The sequence below is a fragment of the Paraburkholderia eburnea genome (assembly GCF_002917095.1).
GTDB classification, from domain to species: Bacteria; Pseudomonadota; Gammaproteobacteria; order Burkholderiales; family Burkholderiaceae; genus Paraburkholderia; species Paraburkholderia eburnea.
In genome coordinates this window covers 392,972-415,837 of sequence record NZ_PQGA01000002.1, presented here as the reverse complement: position 1 = coordinate 415,837, position 22,866 = coordinate 392,972, and the positions used below count along the sequence as shown (strand labels likewise).

The following is a 22,866-nucleotide window of genomic DNA, read 5'->3' as shown; positions in this document are numbered from 1 at the left end:
GCGCGCACGCGCCACCGCACGGGTTGACGACTTTATTCCGCCGGCTTCAGATAGAACGCTTCGGGCAGCAAGGCGTCAGCGCTCGTCACGCGCACGTCGCCCTTGAGATTCACGAGTATCACTTCCAGCGCCGGCGTGCCCAGTTCGATCATCACCTGGCGGCAAGCGCCGCACGGCGCGACGGGGCCATCCGTTTCCGCGACCACGGCAAGCGTCGCGAAGTCGCCTGGCCGATAGCCCGCCGCGATCGCCGAAAACAAAGCCGTGCGTTCCGCGCAATTGCACAGGCCATACGATGCGTTTTCCACGTTGCAGCCGTGAAAAACCTGGCCATCCTTAGTATGTAATGCAGCGCCTACCTTGAAGCGCGAATACGGCGCATACGCTTTTTCGCGGGCGGCTTTCGCCGCGTCGATCAGGGTGTGTGCTTCCATGTCGTTGTCCTCTTGTTTGATCGGTTCAGAAGCGGTTCAGGAGCGTTCCAGAAACGCGACGCCGTCCGCGAACGGTTCCAGTCCATACCAGTTGGCAAGGCTCTGGCCGAGATCGGCGAACGTGCCGCGCACGCCCAGGCTCCCCGGTGCAACGCGCGCGCCGTATGCGAGCAGCGGCACGTGTTCGCGCGTGTGATCGGAGCCGGGCCAGGTGGGATCGCATCCGTGGTCGGCGGTGAGAATCAGCACGTCGTCCTCGCGCAGCAGCGGGTACAGCTGCGGCAGCAGCGCGTCGAAGCGCTCCAGTTCCGCCGCATAGCCCGCGACGTTGCGGCGATGCCCGTAAAGCTGGTCGAAGTCGACGAGATTCGTCATCACGAGGCTCGATTCGGGCGCCTCGCGCACGGCGTCGAGCGTCGCACGCCACAAGGCGTCGAGTCCGTCCGCCTTGATCTTCTGCGTCACACCGACGCCCGCGTAGATATCCGAAATCTTGCCGATGGCGATCACTTCCCCGCCTGCCTGCGCGAGCTTTTCGAGCACGGTCGGCGCGGGCGGCGGCACGGCCAGATCGCGGCGATTGCCCGTGCGTTTGAAATCGGCGCGGCTCGAACCCGTGAACGGGCGCGCGATCACGCGGCAGATGTTGTAGCGATCGACCTCCTCGCGCGCGATCTCGCAGAGCGCGTAGAGCCGCTCCAGCCCGAACGTGTCTTCGTGACAGGCGATCTGGAACACCGAATCGGCGGAGGTGTAGAAGATCGGCTTGCCGGTCGCGATGTGCTCTTCGCCCAATGCCGTGATGATTTCCGTGCCCGACGCGTGGCAATCGCCGAGGTAACCGGGCAAGCCCGCGCGACGCACGAGCGTGTCGAGCAGTTCACGCGGAAAGGTCTGCGTGGGCTGCGAGAAGTAACCCCAGTCGAAACGCACCGGCACGCCCGCCAGCTCCCAGTGTCCCGACGGCGTGTCCTTGCCCGACGAGACTTCGCAGGCCGCGCCATACGCGCCCAGCAGCGCAGGCCGCGCGGCCATTCCGGCGGGCAGCGTGCCCGTCGCCAGTTGGCTCGCGAGCGCCAGGCCGTGACGTTCCAGATTCGGCACCTTGAGCGGGCCGCTGCGTTCGGCGGTGTCGCATGCCCCTTGCGAACAGCGCCCGGCGATATGACCGAACGTGTTCGAGCCCGTGTCGTTGAAACGCGCGGCGTCAGGCGCCGCGCCGATGCCAAGCGAGTCCAGCACCAGTACGATTGCACGCATCCGGATCTCCCGCGCTCAATCGAGCAAGGCGTGAATCACCGGCGGCAACGCGCCCGCGTCATCGCCGATCGTATAGGCGCGCTGCACCTCGCTCACGGCGCGCTTCGCGGCGTCCTCGTTGCGCGCATGCACGACGCCCAGCGGCTGCCCCTCTTCCACGCGCTCGCCCAGTTCGATCAGCCCGGACAGGCCCACCGAATAATCGAGCGTATCGGTCGTCTTCATGCGGCCACCGCCCAACCCCACCACGGCGATGCCGAGCGCGCGCGCATCGACGCGCGCCACGTGCCCGCCGCGCGGCGCGGGCACCGGCACGATCACGTCGGCGCGCGCCAGATGCGTGTGCGGGCGCTCCAGCAGATCGGCCGGGCCGCCCAACGCCTTTACCATGCGCGCGAAGCGCTCGGCCGCAGCGCCCGATTCGAGCACCGCCAGCAGGCGCGCGTGCGCATCGGCCTCGTCCTTTGCGAGCTTGCCGATCAGCAGCATCTGCGCGGCCAGCGCCATCGTCACTTCATGCAGACGCGCGGGACGAGCTTTACCGCTCAGATAGTCGATCGCGCAGGCCACCTCCAGCGCATTGCCCGCGCAGGGCGCGAGCGACTGGCTCATATCGGTGAGCGTGGCCGTGGTCTTCATGCCCGCACCGTTGCCGACATCGACGATGCTGCGCGCCAGTTCGACCGACTTTTCGTAGGTCGGCATGAAGGCGCCCGAGCCGACCTTCACGTCCATCGCGAGGCCATCGAGGCCCGCCGAGAGCTTCTTCGAAAGGATCGACGCCGTGATCATCGATACCGATTCGACCGTGGCCGTGACGTCGCGCACCGCGTAGATGCGCTTGTCGGCGGGCGCGAGACGCGCGGTCTGGCCGATGATCGCCACGCCCACCTCCTTCACCACGCGGCGGAAGGTATCGGTGTCGGGCGCGACGTTGTAGCCCGGAATCGATTCGAACTTGTCGAGCGTGCCGCCCGTGTGGCCCAGGCCCCGCCCCGAGATCATCGGCACGTAGCCGCCGCACGCGGCCACCATCGGCCCGAGCAGCAGCGAAGTCAGATCGCCGACGCCGCCCGTCGAGTGTTTGTCCACGACCGGGCCGTTCAGATTAAGCGCGCGCCAGTCGAGCACGTCGCCGGAATCGCGTTGCGCGAGCGTGAGCGCCACGCGCGCGTCGATCGGCAATTCGTTGAAGTAGACCGCCATCGCGAAGGCGGCGATCTGGCCTTCGGTCACCTGGCCGCTCGTCACGCCTTCGACGAATTGGGCGATTTCCTGCTTGTCGAGCGGTTGGCGGTCGCGCACCTTGCGCACGAATTCCTGAGGTAGAAACATGATGTGTTCTCCGAATGATTTGCGATCAAGCCGCGTTCGATGGGCGTGCGATGTGCATTCAATAAGCGCCGGGACGCTTTGCGTCCTTGCCGTGGCCGAGCGTCGCGAGCAAGCTGCCAAGCAAGCCCGACGCACCGAAGCGGAATTTCGCGGGCACCGTATAGCCGATCCCCAGTTCGCGCTCCGCCAGCGCGAGATAGGCGGCGGCTTCCTGCGCCGTGCGCACGCCGCCCGCCGCCTTGAATCCCACCGTGCGCCCCGCCTCGCGGATCGCGGCGAGCATGGCCGCCGCCGCGTCGAGCGTGGCGTTGACGGGCACTTTCCCTGTCGAGGTCTTGATGAAGTCCGCGCCCGCTTCGATGGCGATCTCGCTCGCGTGGCGTATCAGCGCCGCGTCGCGCAGCTCGCCCGTTTCCAGAATCACCTTGAGGCACTTGTCGCCCGCCGCCACGCGGCATTGCGCGACGAGTTCGCGGCCCACCTGCGCATCGCCCGCGAGCAGCGCGCGGTACGGGAACACCACGTCGACTTCATCGGCGCCCAGCGCAACGGCGTCGGCGGTTTCGCGCGCCGCCGCGTGCGGGTCGGCCCCACCAGCAGGGAAATTCGTGACGGTCGCGATCGGCAGGGCAAGGCCCTGCGCCGTCAGCGCCGCGCGCGCGGTGCCCACGAAGCGCGCAAACACGCACAACGCGGCCGGCGTGCCCACGGGCGTATTCGCCGACGCGGCCAACGCTTCGATCGACGCGTGAGTGTCGTCGTCATTGAGCGACGTGAGATCGATGAGATGCAACGCCTGCAATGCGCGCTCGGCGAGCTGGTTGCGTGTCAGTGCCTGGTCCATGAAAAAAGCCCGTCAGGAAAGAGAGAAAAACAGTCCGGCGATCGTCGCGCTCATCAGGTTCGAGAGCGTCGCGGCGGCTAGCGCGCGCATACCGAAGCGCGCGACCTCGCCGCGCAGTTCCGGAGCGACGGCGGTGAAGCCGCCCGTGAGGATCGCGATCGAAGAAAAATTGGCGAAACCGCACAGCGCGAACGAGACGATCGCGATGGTCTTGGGCGTAAGCAGCGGCAGCCCCGCCGCCAAGACGTGCGCGCTGTCCTGCAGATACGGCGACAGCCCGCTATACGCGACAAACTCGTTGAGAATCAGCTTCTGGCCGATGAAATTGCCGGCCACCACCGAATCCTGCCACGGTACGCCGATCATCCACGCGAGCGGTGCAAACAGCGCGCCCAGCAAGGATTGCAGCGTGACGTGCGCGAACCCGAGCCAGCCGGCCACCACGCCCACGCCCGCGTTGAGCAGCGCGATCAGGCCGATGAAAGCCACCAGCATGGTGCCCACGTTCACCGCGATCTTCATGCCCACGCTCGCGCCCGAAGCGCCCGCCTCGATCACGCTGGTGGCGCGCTTTTCGTCGAATTCGAGCGAGCCGATGTCCACCTGGCTCGCCTCGACCGACGGGCACAGCATCTTGCCGAACAGCAGACCGCCGGGAATCGCCATGAACGAGGCCGCAAGCAGATACTCCATCTTCACGCCGAGGCCCGCATAACCCGCCAGCACCGAACCGGCCACGGACGCCATGCCGCTCGACATCACCGCGAAAATCTCCGGCCCCGAAAGACGGCGCACGAACGGCTTGACGAACGCGGGCATTTCGCTCTGGCCGAGGAAAATGGTCGCCACCGCCGCGCATCCTTCGGCGCGGCTCACGCCCAGCAGCTTCGAAAGCGACGTGCCGATGACCGCGATAATCCACTTCATCACGCCAAGGTAGTACAGCACGGCGATCAGCGACGTCACGAAGATGATCATCGGCAGCACGCGCAGGCCGAACGCGAAACCATCGGCGCCGAACAGCGCGAACATCTTGTCGCCGACCAGACCGCCGAACAGAAACGCCAGACCGTGCTGGCCCATTTCGAGCACGCCATTCACGGCGTTGGCGACGAGCGCCAGCACGTGACGGCCCATCGGCACGAACAGCACGAGCGCGCCGATCACGATCTGCGTCGCGAGCGCCGCCAGCACCGTGCGCGGACGCACCGCGCCACGGTTCATCGACAGACAGTAGCCAAACACCAGCAGCACGAGAATGCCGCATAGACTGCGCAGGATATCCATATCGAATCCTTGAGGGATGGGGGCTTGCTTTAAAACGGGCTTTAAAACCGGTACCCGACGCTGGCGTAATAGCCCCAGCCGGTCGAGCGGTTCTGGAAGGGTCCACTGCCAAAATTCAGCGTGCTGCCATTCCACTGGCCGCCGTTGTGGAAATAGCGCGCCGCGGTCCAGAAGCGCCAGTGTTTGAACTCGTAGATCAACACGTTGGTCGAGACGAATGCGGTGTCGCTGCGCGTGTTGCCGCCGGTTTCTTCGGCTAGGCGCGAGCCGAAGTCGTAATTGAAAAAGCTCACGAACGTGAGATTGCCGCCTTTGAGCGTGCCGATCGGATAGACCATCTTCATCTGCGCGCGGTAGCCGTCCCAACTGTTCGCGTTAGCCGCGCCGTAGTTTTCCCACTGGCGACGCACGTACAGGTTCGCCGAGAGATAGACCGGCAAAGGCGTGGCGATATCGGTGCCGAGGCCCATGTAAAGCGTGTTCTGTCGGCCCGAGACGTTATGCCCCTGGTCGTAGATCCAGTCGAACGCGGCGTACCACTCCTTGAACGGCCCGAAGCCCAGATGCTTGCCCAGCAGATCGTCGATGGAGACGCGCGGCTCCTGCTCCGTGAAGAGCGGCGAGCCTTTGTTGGTGATGCCCGTGTCATAGCCGTTGCCCACACCGAAGGCGCGCGGCACGTCGACATAGCCGTACAGGTCGAACGGACCCTTGCGGCCGAAATATTCGTACTCGATGTACACGTCGTTGGTGCGATACGGACCGAAGCGAATGTCCTTCGAACCAATCACACCGATGCTCTGGTGCAGCCAGTCCGACAGGTAGTACGGCGCGGGCTGCGTGCCGGTCAAGACCGGCGTGTTCAGCTCAGGCGCCGTGCCGCCGGTCTCGGCGAGCGTGTCGGCACGGGCTTGCGCTGCGCTCAACGCAAGTGCAGCGGCGGATACGGCCAGAACGGCGAATGAGTAGGTACGGCGTTGCGATGTGTGCGGTGCTGTGCGCCACGGTCTCCTCCTTGGGTCCACGGTCGGCTTCCTTATCTGTCTTGAATATCTCATCGATATGAGATCATTGGAACATGATTTGTTATGTTTATAACATTACCAAAAATGCGTGTTCTAGCAGAGTCAGGGAAAACCCAGAGGCATGTGGGAATGAGTGGCGATGGCGCAAGGCTGGAGGGGGAGAAACGACGACGGCCGCGCGGAAGCGCGACGGCCGGTCAAACGCGCGCATTGGAACTGTGCGACGGTGCTTAAGGCCCGCGCGTTTTTTTGATCGCGTCGATCGAGGTGACTGAATAGAGAACCCGTTCGCCGCACGCGCATGGCCCGGCGGCGAACGAACCGCTTACGCGTATCCCGTGGTGCCCTTGATTTCCAGGTATTCGACGAGGCCGTATTCCGCATATTCGCGGCCATTGCCTGATCGCTTGAAACCGCCAAAAGGCGCGGCCGGATTCCACGCCGGATAGTTGATGTGGACGTTGCCGACACGCAGCCGCGCCGCCACGCGGCGTGCGTGCGCCAGGTCCGTCGACTGCACGTAGCCCGCCAGCCCATAGACCGAATCGTTGGCGAGCGCGATCGCTTCGTCCTCGGTGCGATACGTCATGATGGACAGCACCGGCCCGAAGATTTCCTCTCGCGCGATCGTCATGTGCGGCAGCACATTCGAAAACACCGTTGGCTGCACATAGAAACCTTCGCGCAGTCCTTCCGGCCGTCCCAGGCCGCCCGCCACGAGCGTCGCGCCCTCCTCGATACCCGTGCCGATGAGTTGCTGGATGCGATCGAACTGCACCCGGCTCACCACCGGCCCGATGGCGGTCTGAGCCGCGCGTGGATCGCCGACGACGGTGCGTTGCGCCTCGGCGCGGGCGGCCTGTTCCGCGATCGCCAGATGATCCACATGCACGAGCATCCGCGTAGGCGCGTTGCACGACTGCCCGCTGTTGCTGAAGCAACTGCGCGCGCCAAGCGTGACAGCGTGCTCGATATCGGCATCGGGCAGGATGAGGTTCGGACTCTTGCTGCCCAGTTCCTGATGCACGCGTTTGACGGTATCGGCGGCGGCTTTGGCGACCTCAATGCCGGCGCGCGTCGACCCCGTAAACGACACCATATCGACATCGGGATGACGCGCAAGCGCGTCGCCCACCCCATGTCCGTAGCCATGCACCAGATTGAACACACCGGGCGGCACGCCCGCTTCGTCCAGGATTTCGGCGAACAGGATGCCGCTGAACGGCGCGACTTCGCTGGGCTTGAGCACCATCGTACAGCCCGCGGCGAGCGCGGGCGCCACCTTGCAGACGATCTGGTTGATCGGCCAGTTCCATGGCGTGATCAGCGCGCACACGCCGATCGGTTCGTGCGAGACCAGCATCGAATCCGTCTGCTTGCTGAACGGAAATGTCTTCAGCGCGCGGATCGTCTGTTCTAGATGCGCGGTACCTACCGCAGCCTGCATCGCGCGCGCGAACGCTATCGACGCACCCATTTCCTGGCTGATGGTCTGCGCGACCTCTTCGTAGCGGCGCTGATAGATCGCCAGCACGCGCTCAAGTAGCGCCACGCGCTGCTCGACGCTCCAGCGCGAAAACGTTTCGAAGGCCTGTTTCGCCGCGCGCACTGCACGATCGACATCGACTTCACTGCCGATCTTCAGTTGTGCATAGGGCTTCTCATTGGACGGGTCGATCACGTCGATCGCCTGCGCGCGATCCGGATCGAACCATTCGCCCGCGATAAAGCTTTGTCGCGTCATTCGCATCGCAAGCTCCCCTTACACGGCGCGCGCGTAGGCAGTGGTAAGGATGTCGCGGATCTGCGCGACGAACCACGTAATCTCATCACGCGACATCACGAGCGGCGGCGAAAACTGCACGATGGGCGTGCCCTCGTGATCGACGCCCGCGCGGCACAGCAGACCGGCATCGAAAAGCGCCGGAGCCAACACCGTCGACACAAAAGTCTGTGCGCTCATGGCCGCCGTCCAGCGACGCGCCTCCTTATCGGACACGAGTTCAAGCGAATAGTGATAACCGTCGCCGCGCACATCGCCCACGCACGGCAGTTCGAGCAGCGCATCGAGCGCAGCGCGGAAATAACGCTCGTTTTCGCGCACGTTGTCAATCACGCCTTCGCGTTCGATGATCGCGAGATTCGCGAGCGCTGCCGTGCATGCAACCGGATGACCGCCATAGGTCGCGCCGTGCAGGAACATCTGCTGCGGGCCCTTGAGCACCGTGTCGACTACCGTATCGCTTGCAATCACGCCGCCAAGCGGCACATAGCCCGACGCGATGCCCTTCGCGAACGTAATGACGTCCGGCTTCAGGCCGTAGCGGCGCGAACCGAAATATTCGCCGAGACGGCCAAAGCCGCAAATCACTTCATCGGCGACGAGCAACACGCCATGACGATCGCAGATCTCGCGCAAACCCGCTGCGTAACCGGCCGGCGGCGTGAGGCTGCCGCCCGCGTTCTGCAGCGGTTCGATGACGATGGCGGCGACCGTGTCCGGGCCTTCCTGCACGATCAACGATTCGATTTCATCGAGCAGGAAGCGCGTGAACTGCGCTTCGGTCTCGCCCACCGGGCGGCCATAACGCTTCGTGTTGTTGACGTGACGCACGCCCGCCATCAACGGTTCGAAATGCTTACGGAAGTTCGTCATCCCATTCAGCGCGAGCGCGCCGAACGACGTGCCGTGATAGGCGACGCGTCGCGCGATGAATTTGCGCCGCTGCGGTTCGCCGCGCGCCTGGTGATACTGGCGAACGAGTTTGATTGCCGATTCGTTCGACTCGGAACCGCTCGACGTGAAGAACACGCGGTTCAGCCCTTCGGGCGCGAGCGTCGCGAGCTTGTGCGCGAGACGGATCGAGCTTTCATGGCCATTGCCCCAGTTGGTCGCGAACGGCAGGCGCACCATCTGCTCGCGCACGGCGTCGCCGATCTCCGCGCCATGGCTGTAGCCTACCTGCACGCAATACAGCCCCGCCAGCGCATCGAAATAGCGCTTGCCGTACTGGTCGATGAGCCAGCACCCTTCGCCGCGGTCGAATACCGTCAAGTCCTTGTCGCCGTAGGCGTCGGCGTGCGTGAAGTGCATCAGCAGATGGCGCTTGCCCAGTTCCTGCAAATTCTGTTGGGTATCCTTACCGCTCATAGTCTTGCTCCTTCTTCATGAGTTCAACAACGTATTTGCTTGCTTATGAAATTGGTCGTCTTAGCTGATCGTCAGCGTTGGCGCGGGACGCGTGAAGCCGCGCGTCAGCCACACGAGCTGGCAAAGCCCGACCACTAGCCAGCTCACGCCAACGTAAAACGTCTGCCGCGACAGCCCCGACCAGAGCCACACATTCATCGCGAAGCCAATCGCCGGCATCACGCCGAACTTGATCCAGCCGGAAAAATGACGGTTTTCGCGGCGCGTGAGATAGCTGCGGATCACGCACAGATTCACGCCGGCGAAGGCAACGAGCGCACCGAAGCTGATCATCGTGGACGCCAGATCGAGCGTGATGAACAGCGCGGAAAACGACAGCGCGCCGACCACGAGCGTCGCACGCACCGGCGTGCCCAGCCGCACGTGCAAATGTCCGAAGACCCGTTCGGGCAACACCTGGTCGCGGCCCATGGCGAACAGCACGCGCGTCACGCTCGCCTGCCCGGCCATCGCACTCGCAAAGCAGCCGGCAACGTACACGGCCACGAAGAACGCGGACAGCGTGTTGCCGCCCACCCGCTGCATGAGTTCGAGGCTCGCGGAGTCGAGATCCTTGAACGTGTGCCAGTCCGGGTAGACCACCTGCCCGACAAAGGCTACGAGGAAGAACAGCACACCGCTCACCAGCGTGCACAGGAGAATCGCGCGCGGCACCGTGCGGCGCGGATCGCGCGTTTCCTCGGAGAGCGTGGATACGGCGTCGAAGCCCAGAAACGAGAGGCACAGGATGGCCGAGCCCGCGAAGATCGCGCTCGCATTGGCGGGATGCGGCAGCGCGAACGACACCGGCATATCGTGCACAACGGCAAGCCGGGAGGCCGCAGCCAGAAACACTGCGATGAACACCATCTGGCCTGCGATCAGAATCAGGTTCACGCGGCTGACGAGTTTGATGCCCAAGACGTTCAGCCCCGTGACGATGGCGATGCTGGCGACGACCCAGACGGCCGCCGGCACCGCCGGAAAAATCTGCTTCATATATACGCCGATCACCAGATAGCTGATCATCGGAATGAAGAGGTAATCCAGCAGCAGCGACCAGCCAACCATGAAGCCCGCCGATGTGCCGAAATTGCGCGTCGCGAACGTGTAGGCCGAACCGGCGCTCGGCATGAGGCGCGCCATGTGCCCGTAACTGCACGCCGTAAACAGCATCGCGATCAGCGTGAGCGCATACGCGGCGGCGAGATGCCCGTTCGTCTGACTGCTGACGAGACCATAGGTGGTGAACACTGTCATCGGCAGCATGTATGCGACGCCGAAGATCACCAACGTGAACAGTCCCAGCCGACGCGTTCGCGTAGGGTTGGCTGTATGCCCGACTTCTTCTTGCACGGCTCGTCTCCTGTCGTTGCTCAGGAGAGAGTGTGGTACGACAAAAAGTCGACAACGAATGAGAAAAGAGGACGTTATAAGGGGATATTTTCGGACACACCTGACGGGACGCGGCCGAAAGACCGCGACTGCGACGGCCACCGGAGCACTTTCGCACTGGCGCACGACGCGCATTCCCGCTATGTTTGGCACATACCATATGTAAGTGCGAGCCCATGAAAGACGAATCCCACCACAGTCAGAGCATGGCGGAGCGCCGCCTGCGTTCATCGCTCGGCCTGGGGGATCCAATCGGACGCCAGGAAGACATTCCGGCGACCGTCCACGCGATTGCCGCCGCGCTGGACGAATGCCGCGTGCGCCATATCGACGATGCCGCCTTGCTCGAAGGCACCGGCCTCGAAGCGCGCGCGGTCGCTTCCCCTACGATTCATGTGAATCGCAATCAGGAACAACGTTGCTTTCGCAACCTTTTACGCCATAGCGAAAGTCCGTCGATAGGACTTGCGATCGGCGGCCGGCTGCATGTGTCGACGCTGGGTCTTGCGGGCTATGCGATGCTGATTAGCGGCTCGGTGATGCAGGCATTCGGCTGCATGAGCCAGTTTCCCTTGTTCATGGGTCTCTACTTCGACGTGCGTGCGCGGGCGGCGTCAGACGGCATGACGGTGTCGATCGGCCGCTACAACGGCGAGCCTGATATCGAGACCTTTCAGGCCGATATGTGTCTCTCCAGCCTGCGTCTGATCGTCTCCGACCTGGTCGGGCGTCCGGTCTGGCCATCGGAGGTTCATCTGGCTCGACGTACGCCGCACTACGCCGCCGACTACGCTCAACACTACGGCTGCCGCGTACGTTTTAAGGCGAGCGAGGACGCGCTCGTATTTACCGCCGTGAGCGGTATGGAAACGCCGCGACTCGCGAACGAAGTGAGTTTCAACGCGCTGCATCGTCAATGCGAAGTCCTCGAACGCGAATGGGCCGCCTCGATCGGGACGCGCTTTGCCGACCGCGCGAAGGAGCTGATGGGACGCGACCTGGCGCGCTTCAAATCGATGACGGCGCTGGCTGGCGCGCTGCACATGACCGAGCGCACGCTGCGCAGGCGGTTGGAGAAAGATGGGCTTTCGTTTCAGGCGCTGCTCGACGACGTGCGCCGTCAAACGGCGATTCTGTTGCTGGATGACGATGCGCTCACGGTTGCCGCTGTTGCTGAACGGCTGGGCTATAGCGAGCCGCGCAGCTTTCGTCATGCGTTCCGGCGCTGGACGGGGCGCGCTCCGCGGGGTGATGACGGCAATCAGACAGAATAGCCCAATACTTCGGTATGCGAAGCAATTGGCGCAAAGGAGCAAGTTGTGTGATGGCGGGCCAATGAAAAAAGCGATGCTCACGAGCGGGCCAGAACAGAAAGCCCGCTTGCTTTCGCAGAGCGGGCTTTGATGTTGGTTGCGGGGATAGGATTTGAACCTATGACCTTCGGGTTATGAGCCCGACGAGCTGCCAGACTGCTCCACCCCGCGATTGAGATTATAAGCGAACCGGACAACAAAGGCAAACAAAAAACCAGGAGATGGGTCGCCAGCCGACTTTCCCAAGGCAGCGGGACAAGCATTGAGATGCCCGCTGCTCCGTCCGGCCTGCCAGCGCGCCCACAAAACCCCGTTCACGCTCGAGCACCGTTGTACCCTTAAAGGGTGCCCGCAAACTCCAGAACGGCTGTGAACAGGTCGCCGACAAGGCCGTAGTCGGCCACGCTGAAGATCGGCGCTTCCGCGTCCTTATTGATCGCGACGATGACCTTCGAGTCTTTCATGTCGGCCAGGCAGGTGCTGGATCGCGCCCGAGATACCCACCGCGATGTATAGCTGCGGCGCAACGATCTTGCCGGTTTGGCCGACCTGGTAGTCGTTGATTTCGCCCGCCATCCTTTGGGTGAACTCGCTGCATACATCGCTCGATAGTCAGCGATGCCCCGTCGCTTCCAGCCCGCATACGCCTTCGAGAAGAGCGCAACGGGTCATACGATTTTCGGCCCGGCGGCCTCATACTTCATGAGCGCCTCGCGTCCAGGAAGCCCTTCCGAATCGCCGATCACCTGGACCGCTAGCGATCCAATCCAGTTTCCGCGAGCCACGGCTGCTTCTGCTGTCCTGCCTTCGAGAATCGCGCTCAGCACCCCCACTGCGAATCCATCTCCTGCGCCCACGGTGTCCACGACCTTCGGCACGGCGACGGCAGGTGATATCCCGCAAGCAGATTCAGTCCTGAAATATGCACCGGCCTCGCCCAGTTTTACGACGACAAGTTTCGCCCCACGCTCCAGGTAGTAATCGGCAATACTCTCTGGATGCTCGCGGCCGGTCAGAATGCGCCCCTCACCCAACCCCGGCATGACAATGTCTGCGTACGCCGAGAGCGCATTGAGCGTTTCGACCATTTCCTCACGGGAAGGCCACAAGGAAGGACGAAGGTTCGGATCGAAGGAAATGGTGTTGCCAGCGGCTCTCATTTCGCTCGCCAGATGAAATGAAAACTCCCTGGCCGATGATGACAGCGCTGGCGAGATGCCGGTGAGGTGAAGATGCCGGGCACCCAGAACGTATTCCCGCACATAGTCATCCACGGAAAGAAAGCTGGCCGCCGAGCCTTTGCGAAAATATTCCGTCTTCGGATCGGAACCGTCATCGCACTTATCCTTGAGCATCATCCCGGTTGGATGGTGTTCGTCGATCGTGACGCAGGCCGCGTCGATATTTTCGGCGGCCAGGGTATCCAGAATGAACTGGCCAAACGAATCCCGGCCCAGGCGGCTGATCCAGCCGACCCGGTGGCCAAGCCGGGCAAGCCCGATCGCGACATTGAGCTCAGCTCCTGCAGCACGTTTGGCGAAGGCGCTTACTCTTGACAGCGGCCCGGATTCCGATGCTACAAAGAGCGCCATTGCCTCGCCGAAAGTGACGATGTTGGGCGCATTGACCATGTGCTTTCTCCTATAATCAGGAATCCTGATATTTTTACACTCAGAAGTTTTGACGCTTATTTAACCGTCGTTAGCCGCTAATATCGAATCGCAATCTTTCCCGCTACAAAGCTATTGACTTGCTTGCGGGACAAACACCCTGGTGGGAAAACCAATCAGTCGTCGCGCAAATAGACACGCACAAACAAACAGATTGGTGCGAACCGCCGCCGCCGACGCAACGGCAAACGGTCCGCTTCAGAGTAAGCGTCATTCCAGCCGACTTCCGCCGCTGGGCAAACCGCCGATCTAGACCGCAAGCGGTACGCGCTCGGGCTCGTCTGCCTCGAACCAGTTCAGGTTGCGCGCCGCAATCGGGCCGAGGGATTCGAGGATTTCGCGCAGGTGCACCCTCATCGCATCTTCCGCCGCACCCGGATCGTGAGCGCGCAACGCGGCGAGAATCTTCGCGTGTTGCCTGATTACCAGTTCGAGCGGCGATACGTCAGGCAGGCTCAAATAGCGCACGCGATCCATCTGGGCCTTGATGTCCTGGATCGTATCCCAAGCCGCGGCACAGTCGATCGCCTGGGCGATTGAACGGTGAAATGATTCGTCTAGTGCAAGGAACGCCGGCATGTCATTCAACCTGGCCGCAAGGCGCTGCTCGCGCAGGTTTTCACCAAGGAGTTGCAACTGCGCATCGGTAATCGAGTCAGCCGCCTTGCGAACCACGGCTGATTCGATGGCTTCCCGGATGAACCGGCCCTCGCGTACCTTGCGAGGCGAGATTTTCTTCACGAAGGTGCCCCGCTGCGGCAATATCTGCAATACGCCGACTTCCGCCAGCTTGATAAACGCCTCACGCACCGGCTGTCGGGATACCTCGAACTTTTCAGCAATTTCCTTTTCGGACAGCGGCGTTCCCGGTGGCATCAGTCCAACAAAAATCGCCTGGCGCAACGCGCGGAAAATCTGCTTGCTGATGGGTTCGTGCGAATCGAGCGATATCACTGCCGTCAAATCAGGGAGCGTCGACGGTGCGGCGGCACGCCCCGCCCGGCGCTTCGGGCGTGGCGTGTCGGCAGAAAAGGGGCCGGTAGGAGCGGCGTCCGCGAGGGCAGTTTTCATCGGCGTGGGGTGCAGGATCTGACAAGAGCGGTCGCGCCTCGTGCTCTCTCATGCCAAGACCGACCGCTTACCATACTAGCATGCATTTCCGCGAATTGCTTCACTTCCCCCGGTTCGCTCTCTCCTCCTGGCAAGGGAATCAGAACCGGACGCGCAGCGCAGCGCGAATCAGCGCCTGATTGCGGTTCGAGGAATCGCCGAGGTTGCCAATGTCGGCAACCGCTGCCGTACCCAGAGACGAGGTGCCCGACGCCCGCTGATATGTACCTTCCAGGTAGACATCCGTGCGCTTGGAAAGAAGGTAGTCGGCCAGCAGGCTGAACTGATTGAAGTGCTGATTGCCGACCGAAGTCCCATCGGCCTTCGTCACGCCTGCGCCCTTCAGGTAGTCATAGCCCGCGCTGAAGAACAGAAACGGGCTGTACATGTACCGGATGGCGACGTCGATATTGTTGAAGCGCGCCGTTGCGCCGTCAAAACCATGGGTGATATTGCCGTACTGGATGTTCGAGTACGATGTCGTGACGGTAACCGGTCCAAGCGTATATCCCGCGCCCACGATTCCAACCTGATAGGAGGTCGCGCTGGCATAGCCTGAATTCAACGAATAGGCGAGCTGGGAACTGCCGCCGACGGTATCGGTGAAGAAGCCCGAGCTTGCGCTCCCCGTCGGGTCCTTGAAGTATTCGAATGCAGCACCCAGGACAAGTGGCCCATTCGCATACGCTGCGCCGATCGAATATCCGCTGTTCGCCGTCACATTACCGGCCACGCCGCCTACGCTATATTCACCCCCGAACGTAAGGCCGCCATAATTCGGGCTCATGTAGCGGATCGAGTTGTTGACGCGCACGGAGTTGCCCGCATTATCCAGATCGCCCGGATGCATAAAAGCCGTCGAGCCGGCCTGCGACCCCAGGGCGGTCACCGGCTGGGCGAAGTAAAAGACCATGTCGTATTGACGGCCGAGCGTCAGGCTGCCGAACCGGTTGCTGTTCAGACCGACGAACGCCTGCCGCCCAAACGGCGTTCCACCCTGCGCGAAAGCGCCACTATTCAAATTCACGCCCGGCTCAAGTGTGAATATTGCCTGCAAGCCGCCACCCAGGTCTTCAATACCTTTCAATCCCCAACGGCTGCTGCTAATGCCGTTTGTTGAATCCAGGGTGATTTTGCGGCCCCCCGAGGCACCTCCAGCATTGCTCAGGAACATCACGCCCTCGTCGAGAATGCCATATAGCGTCACACTGCTTTGCGCCTGCGCATTCGCCATATACGCGCCTGCCGCGATCAGTGCAAAAAGGGTCTTTTTCATTGCGGGATCTCCGTGGTGTCTTATTAAAAATTTAGTAAAGCTAAATAATCGATGCACCCGATCGCTTCGGGTAAGTTTATTAAGTGGGTTCTTCTCAAGGGAACCCATCTGCTTCAGCTTTGCTTCGCTGCCTTTACCCGACATCGTTCGCCAGGACAGCGCCGGTGTTTCGCTCAGGCAGTCGGGTTCCAGTCCGGCACCTGGCTGCCCTGCTTGCGTCGCGCGGGGGCCGTCTCGGGCAGCATGATCGCGCCGGCAATCGTGATCGCGATCGTGACCGCCATATAGGCACAGTAAAACCAAGGCGCGCCATGTTGCGCGGCAAGCAGCCAGCCGGCACCCAATGCCCCCACCGAACCGAATAGCGCGCCGAATTGCTGGATCACGGATACGCCGCTCGCACGCATGCGCGTGGGGAACAGTTCTGAGAAGAACGCTGCCTGAGTTGCGTACATCGCGCTATGGCCCGCTGCCAGCACGCCGACGAGGCATAGCCAGATCCACGCCTGCACCTTGTAGTAGACGAGGGCAAAGCTCGGCACCAGTAAGAGAAGACACACGGTCGCGCCGAAAAGGTACACATTGCGCCGGCCGAACTTATCGGACAGATGGCCGAATACCGGAAGCGTCACCAGTTCAATAAGGATTGCGATCAATGTGGCGTCAATCATGACCTGCCGCGGAATGCCCTGGCTCACTGCGTAACCGACGATGATGACGGCGAACGTCGTGAAAGTGGTGCTCTCTCCCAGTTTGGCGCAACAGCCCCACAGCAGACTGCGCTTTTGCTCTTTGAACGCGGCTGCCAGCGGACTGCCCTCTTCTTTGCTTTCGCCTCGCAAACGGGCAAAGAGGGGGGATTCGCTCAAGCTGAGGCGGATGTACAGGCCAACCGCGACCAGAACCAGGCTGAGCAGGAACGGAATGCGCCACCCCCAGGCAAGGAACTGCCCGGCCGTGAGCGTCGTATCCAGCAGTGCGAATATGCCCAGAGGGATGACGAAGCCAGCCGGTGCGCCAATCATCACCCACGAGCCGAAATACCCGCGGCGAGCGGCCGGCGCATGTTCGCAGCAAATCAGAATCGCATTCCCCTGCTCTCCGCCAATTCCGAAGCCGTGCAGCATCCGCACGAACACCAGCGCGAGCGGGGCCGCGATGCCGATCGTCTCGTAGGTGGGCATCAAGCCCACGACGAAGGTCGCGCAGCCCACGATCAGCAGTGTGGCGACGAGCGCCGACTTGCGGCCAAAGCGATCGCCGATGTAGCCGAACAACAAACCGCCCACGGGGCGAGCCAGGAACCCGGCAGCATAGGTTCCCAGCGAGACGAGCGTGCCGATCAGAGGAGGCAGGTTCGGAAAGAAGAGTTTGTTGAAAACAAGCGAGGAAGCCGTTGCGTAGATGAAAAAGTCATACCACTCAACCAGGGTGCCAATCGTTGAGGCGGTTGCGACCTTGCGCAACATCTGGGGCGTGACTACGCCCTGCGCGGTGGCGGACGATACGGTGCTATTCATAAATCTGTCTCCTCCTGTATGTTTCGCCGTGACTCGTCGCGACCGGCGTCACAGGCTAAACGAGAATGCGCGAGCAGAATCCGGTGTGCCGGCATGCAGGCCAGCGGCCGTTCTGTTGTCGGTGCTCGGGGTCAGCGCCCCAGGATGCTCACCAGTTCCAAAGCGTGCCGTCTTCGAGGCGCGCAACGGGTAGATAGGCCGGGTCGTATGGATAGCGCGCGGCCAGCGCCTCGTCGATGTCCACGCCATGACCGGGCACGTCGCCGGGATGCATCGTTCCCCGGTCGAACTGCCAGGCATGAGGAAACACCTCGAGCGCCGCCTCCGGGAAACCCATGTATTCCTGGACACCGAAATTCGGCACCCATAAGTCGAAGTGCAACGCCGCGCCCATGCACACGGGCGACAGGTCCGATGCACCATGACAACCCGTGCGCACCTGATACAGCGAGGCGAAGTCCGCAATGCGCCGCAGATGGGTGATGCCGCCGGCGTGCGTCAGCGTTGCGCGGATGTAGTCGATCAACTGCTCTTCGATCAACTGCTTGCAGTCCCAGATGCTGTTGAATACTTCACCCACCGCAATCGGCGTGACGGTGTGTTCGCGAATCAGACGGAAGCCTTCCTGATTTTCAGCCGGCGTCGGGTCCTCGATCCAGAACAGGCGATAAGGTTCGACCGCTTTACCGAGCCTTGCGGCTTCAATCGGGGTAAGACGGTGATGAGCATCGTGCAGCAGATGCGTGCCGAAACCGAACCTGTCGCGTACAGCCTCGAAAAGCTTCGGAACGAAATCGAGGTACTTCTCAGTCGACCAGCTCTGCTCCTCGACCCCGCCCTTGGTCGCCGGCTCGTAAACACCATTGCCTTTCGAAACGCCGTAAACGGAGCGCATATTGGGCACCCCGCATTGGATGCGAATTGCCTGGTATCCCTGATCGATATGCTCCGCATAGCGGTCGAGCGCTTCGGGAATGTCGCGCCCAGTAGCATGCCCGTAGACCATCACGCTATCGCGCGAAGCCCCGCCCAACAGCTTGTAAAGCGGCATCCCCGTGACCTTGCCGAGAATGTCCCAGAGCGCCATGTCCACCGCGGCGATCGCGGTCATCGTGACGGGGCCGCGCCGCCAGTACGCGCCCTTGTAGAGGAACTGCCAGATATCCTCAATACGGCCGGGATCGCGGCCGATCAGCAACGGGCACACATGCTCCTTTAGATACGCGGCTACTGCGAGTTCGCGACCGTTGAGCGTAGCGTCACCGATACCGTACACGCCTTCATCCGTCACCACTTTCAGCGTGACGAAGTTGCGCCCCGGACACGTAACGATCACATCAGCCCGGACGATTTTCATGGGGATTTCCTTGAGTGGCATTCGATGGAAGCGATGCTACCATACAAGTATATTTTATCGTCAACACGGGGTATTCCCGACCCAAGGGCCAGAAATGAATACGGAATCAAGGCTTTGCCGCAAGGCGCTGACTTCATTGACCGACCATCTGCTTTCGCCGGCGTGGCGCGATCCGGATATCGGCATCGTCCATCTGGGGATCGGCAACTTCCATCGCGCCCATCAGGCGATCTACACGGAAGAAGCCGTCGCAGGCGCCGGTGGAGAATGGGGAATTTGCGGCGTGACGCTGCAAGGCGATGTCGCCAAACGCGACGCCCTGGCCGCACAGGAGGGGCTGTATAGCGTAGTGGAGCGGGGCCCGGACGCGGAGCGCGTGACGGTCGTGCGGATTCTTCGAGAAGTTCTCGCCCTGCCGTACGACCGTGCCGCGCTTTTCGCGCGGCTCGCCGATCCCCGTGTGCGAATCGTCTCGCTAACCGTGACGGAAAAGGGCTATTGCCGTGACGGAAAGACCGGTGATGTCGATTTTGGGCATCCCGATATCATCCACGACCTTGCCCACCCCGCCGAGCCGAAAACGGTGCCTGGCATTCTCGTCGCCGCTCTCCGGGAACGCCGTGACAATCCGTTCACGGTGCTCTCGTGCGACAACCTCATGCACAACGGAGCGGCGTTACGCCAGGTGACCTGTAGCTTTGCGAATGCGATCGATCCTGCCCTGGGCGAGTGGATTGCCACAGCGGTCGCATTTCCGTCCACCATGGTCGATCGCATTGTCCCTGCCACCTCTGACTCCGATCGGGTCTCCGCTGCCACAGCGCTCGCTCACGCCGATGCCCTGCCCGTTCCTTGCGAGCCATTCCGGCAATGGGTTATTGAAGATTGCTTCCCCGCAGGACGCCCCGAATGGGAATTGGCCGGGGCACAACTGGTCAGCGATGTCGCGCCGTTTGAACTGGCCAAATTGCGGATGTTGAACGGCACCCACTCCGCGCTCGCCTATCTGTCCATGCTTGCCGGCTTTGAAACCATCGACGCGGCGATCCGCGAACCGGATATGCACCGGTTGATTCATTCGATGATGACCTACGAAATCATTCCCACGCTTGCCATGCCGGCCTCATTCGACACGCTGGCATACCGCGACGCGCTCCTTTCGCGGTATGCCAATCCGGCGCTCAAACACCGTTGCGCGCAAATAGCAATGGATGGCAGCCAGAAGATCCCGCAGCGTCTGCTCGGCGCGATTGCAACTCGCATCGAAGCCGGACAGCCGTTCGCGCGACTCGCGCTGGCCATCGCCGCATGGATGGTATTTTTGCGTGGCCACGCTGACGACGGCTCGCACTATGAAATCAAGGACCCATTGGCCGACAGACTGACATCGCTCGTTGCTGCGGCCGGCCCTTTGCCTGAAAAACGGTTGAACGCATTGCTATCCATGCGGGAGATTTTCCCCGCCGAGCTCGCCGAAAATCTCGTCTTCCAGCATGCGGTGACCGATGCCCTGGTGGCGATTGGCCATGGTGCGCGCAGTGCGATTGCACAATACGCACGGTAGAAAAGGCGGTGGGCGCAGGTCAGGTACAGGGCTCGCGCGCCCCATCAGCCGGTACGCCTATGCCATCATGCCGAGGCGCGACTGGCACCCGTTCACACTATTGCCGATTGCGATGGGGATGGAGCAAGCTGCGGCGGCAGCCTGCTCATGTCCAACCTGGACAGCGGCTTGCAATACAGAAACCCCTGCGCGATCTCGCAACCACTGCTGGCCAGAAAAGCCGCCTGCTCCTCCGTCTCCACACCTTCCGCAACGGTTTGCATTCCCAAACACTGCCCAATCGAAATGATTGCCTTGACGAGTTCGGCATGGTGCCGGGCCGTTGTCGCCTTCTGAACAAAGGATTTGTCGATCTTCAGCGTATCGACCGGAAATCTGGTCAGATAGCTAAGCGACGAGTACCCAGTGCCAAAATCGTCGATTGCAATCGAAATACCCATTGATCTGAATGTCGATATGGCCGCTAAAATTGCGTCATTGGAGTCCAGCAGCAAGCTTTCGGTGATTTCGAATTCCAGCCATGCAGGTCGACAACCGGTCTTTTCCAGAATTCCGGTGACCACGGAAACCAGATCGGAAGACTGGAACTGTCTAACCGACAGATTGATCGCCACTTTATGCGGAACCACGCGACCGGTATTCCATGCTACTGCCGTACTGCAAGCTTCATGGAGCACCCACTTTCCGATCTCCACGATCAGGCCCGTTTCCTCGGCAACGGAGATAAATTCGTTCGGCGCAACCAGCGTACCGTCTGAACGGCGCCACCTGAGGAGCGCCTCCGATCCGGTCACCTCATTTTGACGAATCGAGATCTTGGGTTGGTAGTGCAGTTCGAATTCTCCGCGCTCGGTAGCGCGCCGCAGCTCCCTCTCTATTGTGAATCGCTTGCGGGCGGTCTCCGTAAGTTCCTTCGAATAAAAACTGAAACGGCGGCGTCCCGCGCGTTTGGCACAATACATGGCGGAATCCACATACTTCAGCAGATCGACCGGTTCAGCGCTGTCGATTGGATACAACGCGATTCCGACACTGCACGTAACGTATATCTCCGTCCCATTCAGCACGAAACGTTTGTCGAAGCTGGCAATGATCCGCCTCGCAATTTCTTCCAGTGTGTGGAGATCCGGAACGCCCGGCAGGAGTATGGCAAACTCGTCGCCACTGAATCTCGCAACGATATCATTCGACCGGATGCAGGCCGAGAGCCGCCCTGCCGCCGCATTCAGCAGTTCGTCTCCGGCAGCGTGCCCCATCGTGTCGTTGACACGTTTGAACTGGTCCAGATCAACCATCATTACGCCGGCCAGCACCCCATGCGCCGAACTGGCGATCATCTGTTTCAATCGTTCGTTGAAGAAAGTACGATTTGGCAACGTCGTGAGCGGATCCTGGTAAATCATCCGTTGCAGTTGCTGTTCCATTTCCTTCATGGCAGCAAGCAACTGAGCGACCTCATCGCACGATTCGACCGTGAACTGATTTTCCAGCTTGCCCGACGCGATATTGTTGGCCACATTGATAGCGTTCTTCAGCGGTATGAGTATCGAGCGCAATGTCGCCACCGAGACAACAATGGCGATCAGCAGGTTGAAGACAACCAGCCCAAACGAAATCCTGCTGATGCGGCTTGCGCTCGACGTGCTTTCGTCCGACGCCTGACTGGCGATCCGAAGGTCCAGATCCACCGTCTCCTTCAACACGCTGGTTAGTTCGGCAGCGACAGCCGCCCCGCGATTCACCGCATCCGCACCCGCGTCAAAATTCCCAACCACATAGGCAGCAAGCGCTTCATTTGCGTAACGCCTGTTCCCGGCAATAAGCAAGCCCAGTTTATCGATGAATTGCCGGTCGCGATCATCGCGCACATAGGATGCGTAATATGCTGCCCACTGCTGCTCGGCGGCGTCGAGATCCTTTCGAATGACCGGAGCAAAAACTTCGACGTCCGCGGGCAGCCGGGTCGCCTGGAGACGCCGCAGCGTCGTGCGGCTATTGAGGATAGCGATCGTCAGTTTGGAGAGTCGTCCCATCTGCTGCGTGTTCTGAACATTGATTCTGCTCACGCCGGTACGCATCTGGGTTGCGCTAAACGCGCTGTACAGTCCGATAGTTATTGTGCTCAGAGCATAAATGGCAAGAGCAAATATGACTCTACTTTTTATCGTCGGAAGCAGTCTGTTCAGCACTGAGAACCGCCCTATGTTATTGAAATAATTCGAAACGGCACACGCCCCGGATGCCCCCAGGCATATGAAGCGACGCGGCTGGTCTTGCCCCGCTCTT

17 protein-coding genes, 1 tRNA gene and 1 pseudogene are annotated in these 22,866 nt (G+C 61.5%); 2 read left to right on the top strand and 17 right to left on the bottom strand.

Features of this window, described 5'->3' with window-relative positions:
* Positions 1–32: 32 nt before the first annotated feature.
* The 9 genes from cdd to B0G62_RS06345 form a co-directional block, all read right to left on the bottom strand.
* Positions 33–434 carry a cytidine deaminase gene (gene cdd, locus B0G62_RS06385; protein ID WP_103703320.1) on the bottom strand — a complete coding sequence of 134 codons (402 nt, stop codon included), beginning with the start codon at positions 432–434 and terminating at the stop codon, positions 33–35.
* A gap of 36 nt (positions 435–470) precedes the next feature.
* Positions 471–1,694, bottom strand: a complete 1,224-nt coding sequence (locus B0G62_RS06380; protein ID WP_103703319.1) for a phosphopentomutase — start codon at positions 1,692–1,694, stop codon at positions 471–473.
* 15 nt (positions 1,695–1,709) lie between these two features.
* Entirely contained in the window at positions 1,710–3,029 is a 1,320-nt protein-coding gene (deoA, locus tag B0G62_RS06375) for a thymidine phosphorylase (RefSeq protein ID WP_167401191.1), read from the bottom strand.
* Between the two features lie 58 nt (positions 3,030–3,087).
* Positions 3,088–3,873 (bottom strand): deoxyribose-phosphate aldolase, encoded by a 786-nt coding sequence (gene deoC, locus B0G62_RS06370; RefSeq protein WP_103703318.1) that lies wholly within the window; start codon positions 3,871–3,873, stop codon positions 3,088–3,090.
* A gap of 12 nt (positions 3,874–3,885) precedes the next feature.
* Entirely contained in the window at positions 3,886–5,160 is a 1,275-nt protein-coding gene (locus tag B0G62_RS06365) for a NupC/NupG family nucleoside CNT transporter (RefSeq protein WP_103703317.1), read from the bottom strand.
* 41 nt (positions 5,161–5,201) lie between these two features.
* A complete protein-coding gene (locus B0G62_RS06360; protein ID WP_244193124.1) occupies positions 5,202–6,086 on the bottom strand; it encodes a nucleoside-specific channel-forming protein Tsx in 885 nt (294 codons plus the stop codon).
* Positions 6,087–6,510: 424 nt separating this feature from the next.
* Positions 6,511–7,935, bottom strand: coding sequence for an aldehyde dehydrogenase family protein (locus B0G62_RS06355; protein ID WP_103703316.1), 1,425 nt, complete (start codon positions 7,933–7,935; stop codon positions 6,511–6,513).
* A 12-nt stretch (positions 7,936–7,947) separates the two neighbouring features.
* The gene (locus tag B0G62_RS06350; protein ID WP_103703315.1) at positions 7,948–9,336 is read right to left on the bottom strand and encodes an aspartate aminotransferase family protein; all 1,389 of its coding nucleotides are present in this window, start codon (positions 9,334–9,336) and stop codon (positions 7,948–7,950) included.
* 60 nt (positions 9,337–9,396) lie between these two features.
* Positions 9,397–10,731 (bottom strand): APC family permease, encoded by a 1,335-nt coding sequence (locus B0G62_RS06345; RefSeq protein ID WP_407671134.1) that lies wholly within the window; start codon positions 10,729–10,731, stop codon positions 9,397–9,399.
* 215 nt (positions 10,732–10,946) lie between these two features.
* On the opposite strand from B0G62_RS06345, the gene B0G62_RS06340 reads away from it, so the two are divergent.
* Positions 10,947–12,044 carry an AraC family transcriptional regulator gene (locus tag B0G62_RS06340; protein ID WP_103703314.1) on the top strand — a complete coding sequence of 366 codons (1,098 nt, stop codon included), beginning with the start codon at positions 10,947–10,949 and terminating at the stop codon, positions 12,042–12,044.
* A 133-nt stretch (positions 12,045–12,177) separates the two neighbouring features.
* Here B0G62_RS06340 and B0G62_RS06335 read toward each other — a convergent pair.
* From B0G62_RS06335 to manD, 7 genes and pseudogenes are all read right to left on the bottom strand, one after another.
* Positions 12,178–12,254 (bottom strand) — tRNA-Met (locus B0G62_RS06335).
* A 167-nt stretch (positions 12,255–12,421) separates the two neighbouring features.
* Positions 12,422–12,644 (bottom strand): annotated as a pseudogene (locus tag B0G62_RS06330) (FAD-binding protein); the annotation flags it as partial.
* Between the two features lie 107 nt (positions 12,645–12,751).
* On the bottom strand, positions 12,752–13,714 hold the full coding sequence (locus B0G62_RS06325) for a sugar kinase (RefSeq protein ID WP_103703313.1): 963 nt from the start codon (positions 13,712–13,714) through the stop codon (positions 12,752–12,754).
* Between the two features lie 288 nt (positions 13,715–14,002).
* Positions 14,003–14,824, bottom strand: coding sequence for a GntR family transcriptional regulator (locus tag B0G62_RS06320; RefSeq protein WP_103703312.1), 822 nt, complete (start codon positions 14,822–14,824; stop codon positions 14,003–14,005).
* A gap of 139 nt (positions 14,825–14,963) precedes the next feature.
* Positions 14,964–16,139 (bottom strand): porin, encoded by a 1,176-nt coding sequence (locus B0G62_RS06315; protein ID WP_103703311.1) that lies wholly within the window; start codon positions 16,137–16,139, stop codon positions 14,964–14,966.
* Between the two features lie 173 nt (positions 16,140–16,312).
* Positions 16,313–17,659, bottom strand: coding sequence for an MFS transporter (locus tag B0G62_RS06310; protein WP_208624208.1), 1,347 nt, complete (start codon positions 17,657–17,659; stop codon positions 16,313–16,315).
* Between the two features lie 148 nt (positions 17,660–17,807).
* Complete coding sequence (manD, locus tag B0G62_RS06305; protein WP_103703310.1) at positions 17,808–19,016, bottom strand: D-mannonate dehydratase ManD; 1,209 nt, start codon at positions 19,014–19,016, stop codon at positions 17,808–17,810.
* Positions 19,017–19,152: 136 nt separating this feature from the next.
* On the opposite strand from manD, the gene B0G62_RS06300 reads away from it, so the two are divergent.
* On the top strand, positions 19,153–20,580 hold the full coding sequence (locus B0G62_RS06300) for a mannitol dehydrogenase family protein (protein ID WP_482811926.1): 1,428 nt from the start codon (positions 19,153–19,155) through the stop codon (positions 20,578–20,580).
* 92 nt (positions 20,581–20,672) lie between these two features.
* Here B0G62_RS06300 and B0G62_RS06295 read toward each other — a convergent pair whose 3' ends face one another.
* Positions 20,673–22,769, bottom strand: coding sequence for a putative bifunctional diguanylate cyclase/phosphodiesterase (locus B0G62_RS06295; protein WP_103703308.1), 2,097 nt, complete (start codon positions 22,767–22,769; stop codon positions 20,673–20,675).
* Positions 22,770–22,866 lie beyond the last annotated feature (97 nt).

What these genes read in the sequence shown, in the direction of transcription:
- cdd (WP_103703320.1), bottom strand. Translation starts at nt 434, where the DNA reads ATGGAAGCACACACCCTGATCGACGCGGCGAAAGCCGCCCGCGAAAAA.
- B0G62_RS06380 (WP_103703319.1), bottom strand. Translation starts at nt 1,694, where the DNA reads ATGCGTGCAATCGTACTGGTGCTGGACTCGCTTGGCATCGGCGCGGCG.
- deoA (WP_167401191.1), bottom strand. Translation starts at nt 3,029, where the DNA reads ATGTTTCTACCTCAGGAATTCGTGCGCAAGGTGCGCGACCGCCAACCG.
- deoC (WP_103703318.1), bottom strand. Translation starts at nt 3,873, where the DNA reads ATGGACCAGGCACTGACACGCAACCAGCTCGCCGAGCGCGCATTGCAG.
- B0G62_RS06365 (WP_103703317.1), bottom strand. Translation starts at nt 5,160, where the DNA reads ATGGATATCCTGCGCAGTCTATGCGGCATTCTCGTGCTGCTGGTGTTT.
- B0G62_RS06355 (WP_103703316.1), bottom strand. Translation starts at nt 7,935, where the DNA reads ATGCGAATGACGCGACAAAGCTTTATCGCGGGCGAATGGTTCGATCCG.
- B0G62_RS06350 (WP_103703315.1), bottom strand. Translation starts at nt 9,336, where the DNA reads ATGAGCGGTAAGGATACCCAACAGAATTTGCAGGAACTGGGCAAGCGC.
- B0G62_RS06340 (WP_103703314.1), top strand. Translation starts at nt 10,947, where the DNA reads ATGAAAGACGAATCCCACCACAGTCAGAGCATGGCGGAGCGCCGCCTG.
- B0G62_RS06325 (WP_103703313.1), bottom strand. Translation starts at nt 13,714, where the DNA reads ATGGTCAATGCGCCCAACATCGTCACTTTCGGCGAGGCAATGGCGCTC.
- B0G62_RS06320 (WP_103703312.1), bottom strand. Translation starts at nt 14,824, where the DNA reads ATGAAAACTGCCCTCGCGGACGCCGCTCCTACCGGCCCCTTTTCTGCC.
- B0G62_RS06315 (WP_103703311.1), bottom strand. Translation starts at nt 16,139, where the DNA reads ATGAAAAAGACCCTTTTTGCACTGATCGCGGCAGGCGCGTATATGGCG.
- B0G62_RS06310 (WP_208624208.1), bottom strand. Translation starts at nt 17,659, where the DNA reads ATGAATAGCACCGTATCGTCCGCCACCGCGCAGGGCGTAGTCACGCCC.
- manD (WP_103703310.1), bottom strand. Translation starts at nt 19,016, where the DNA reads ATGAAAATCGTCCGGGCTGATGTGATCGTTACGTGTCCGGGGCGCAAC.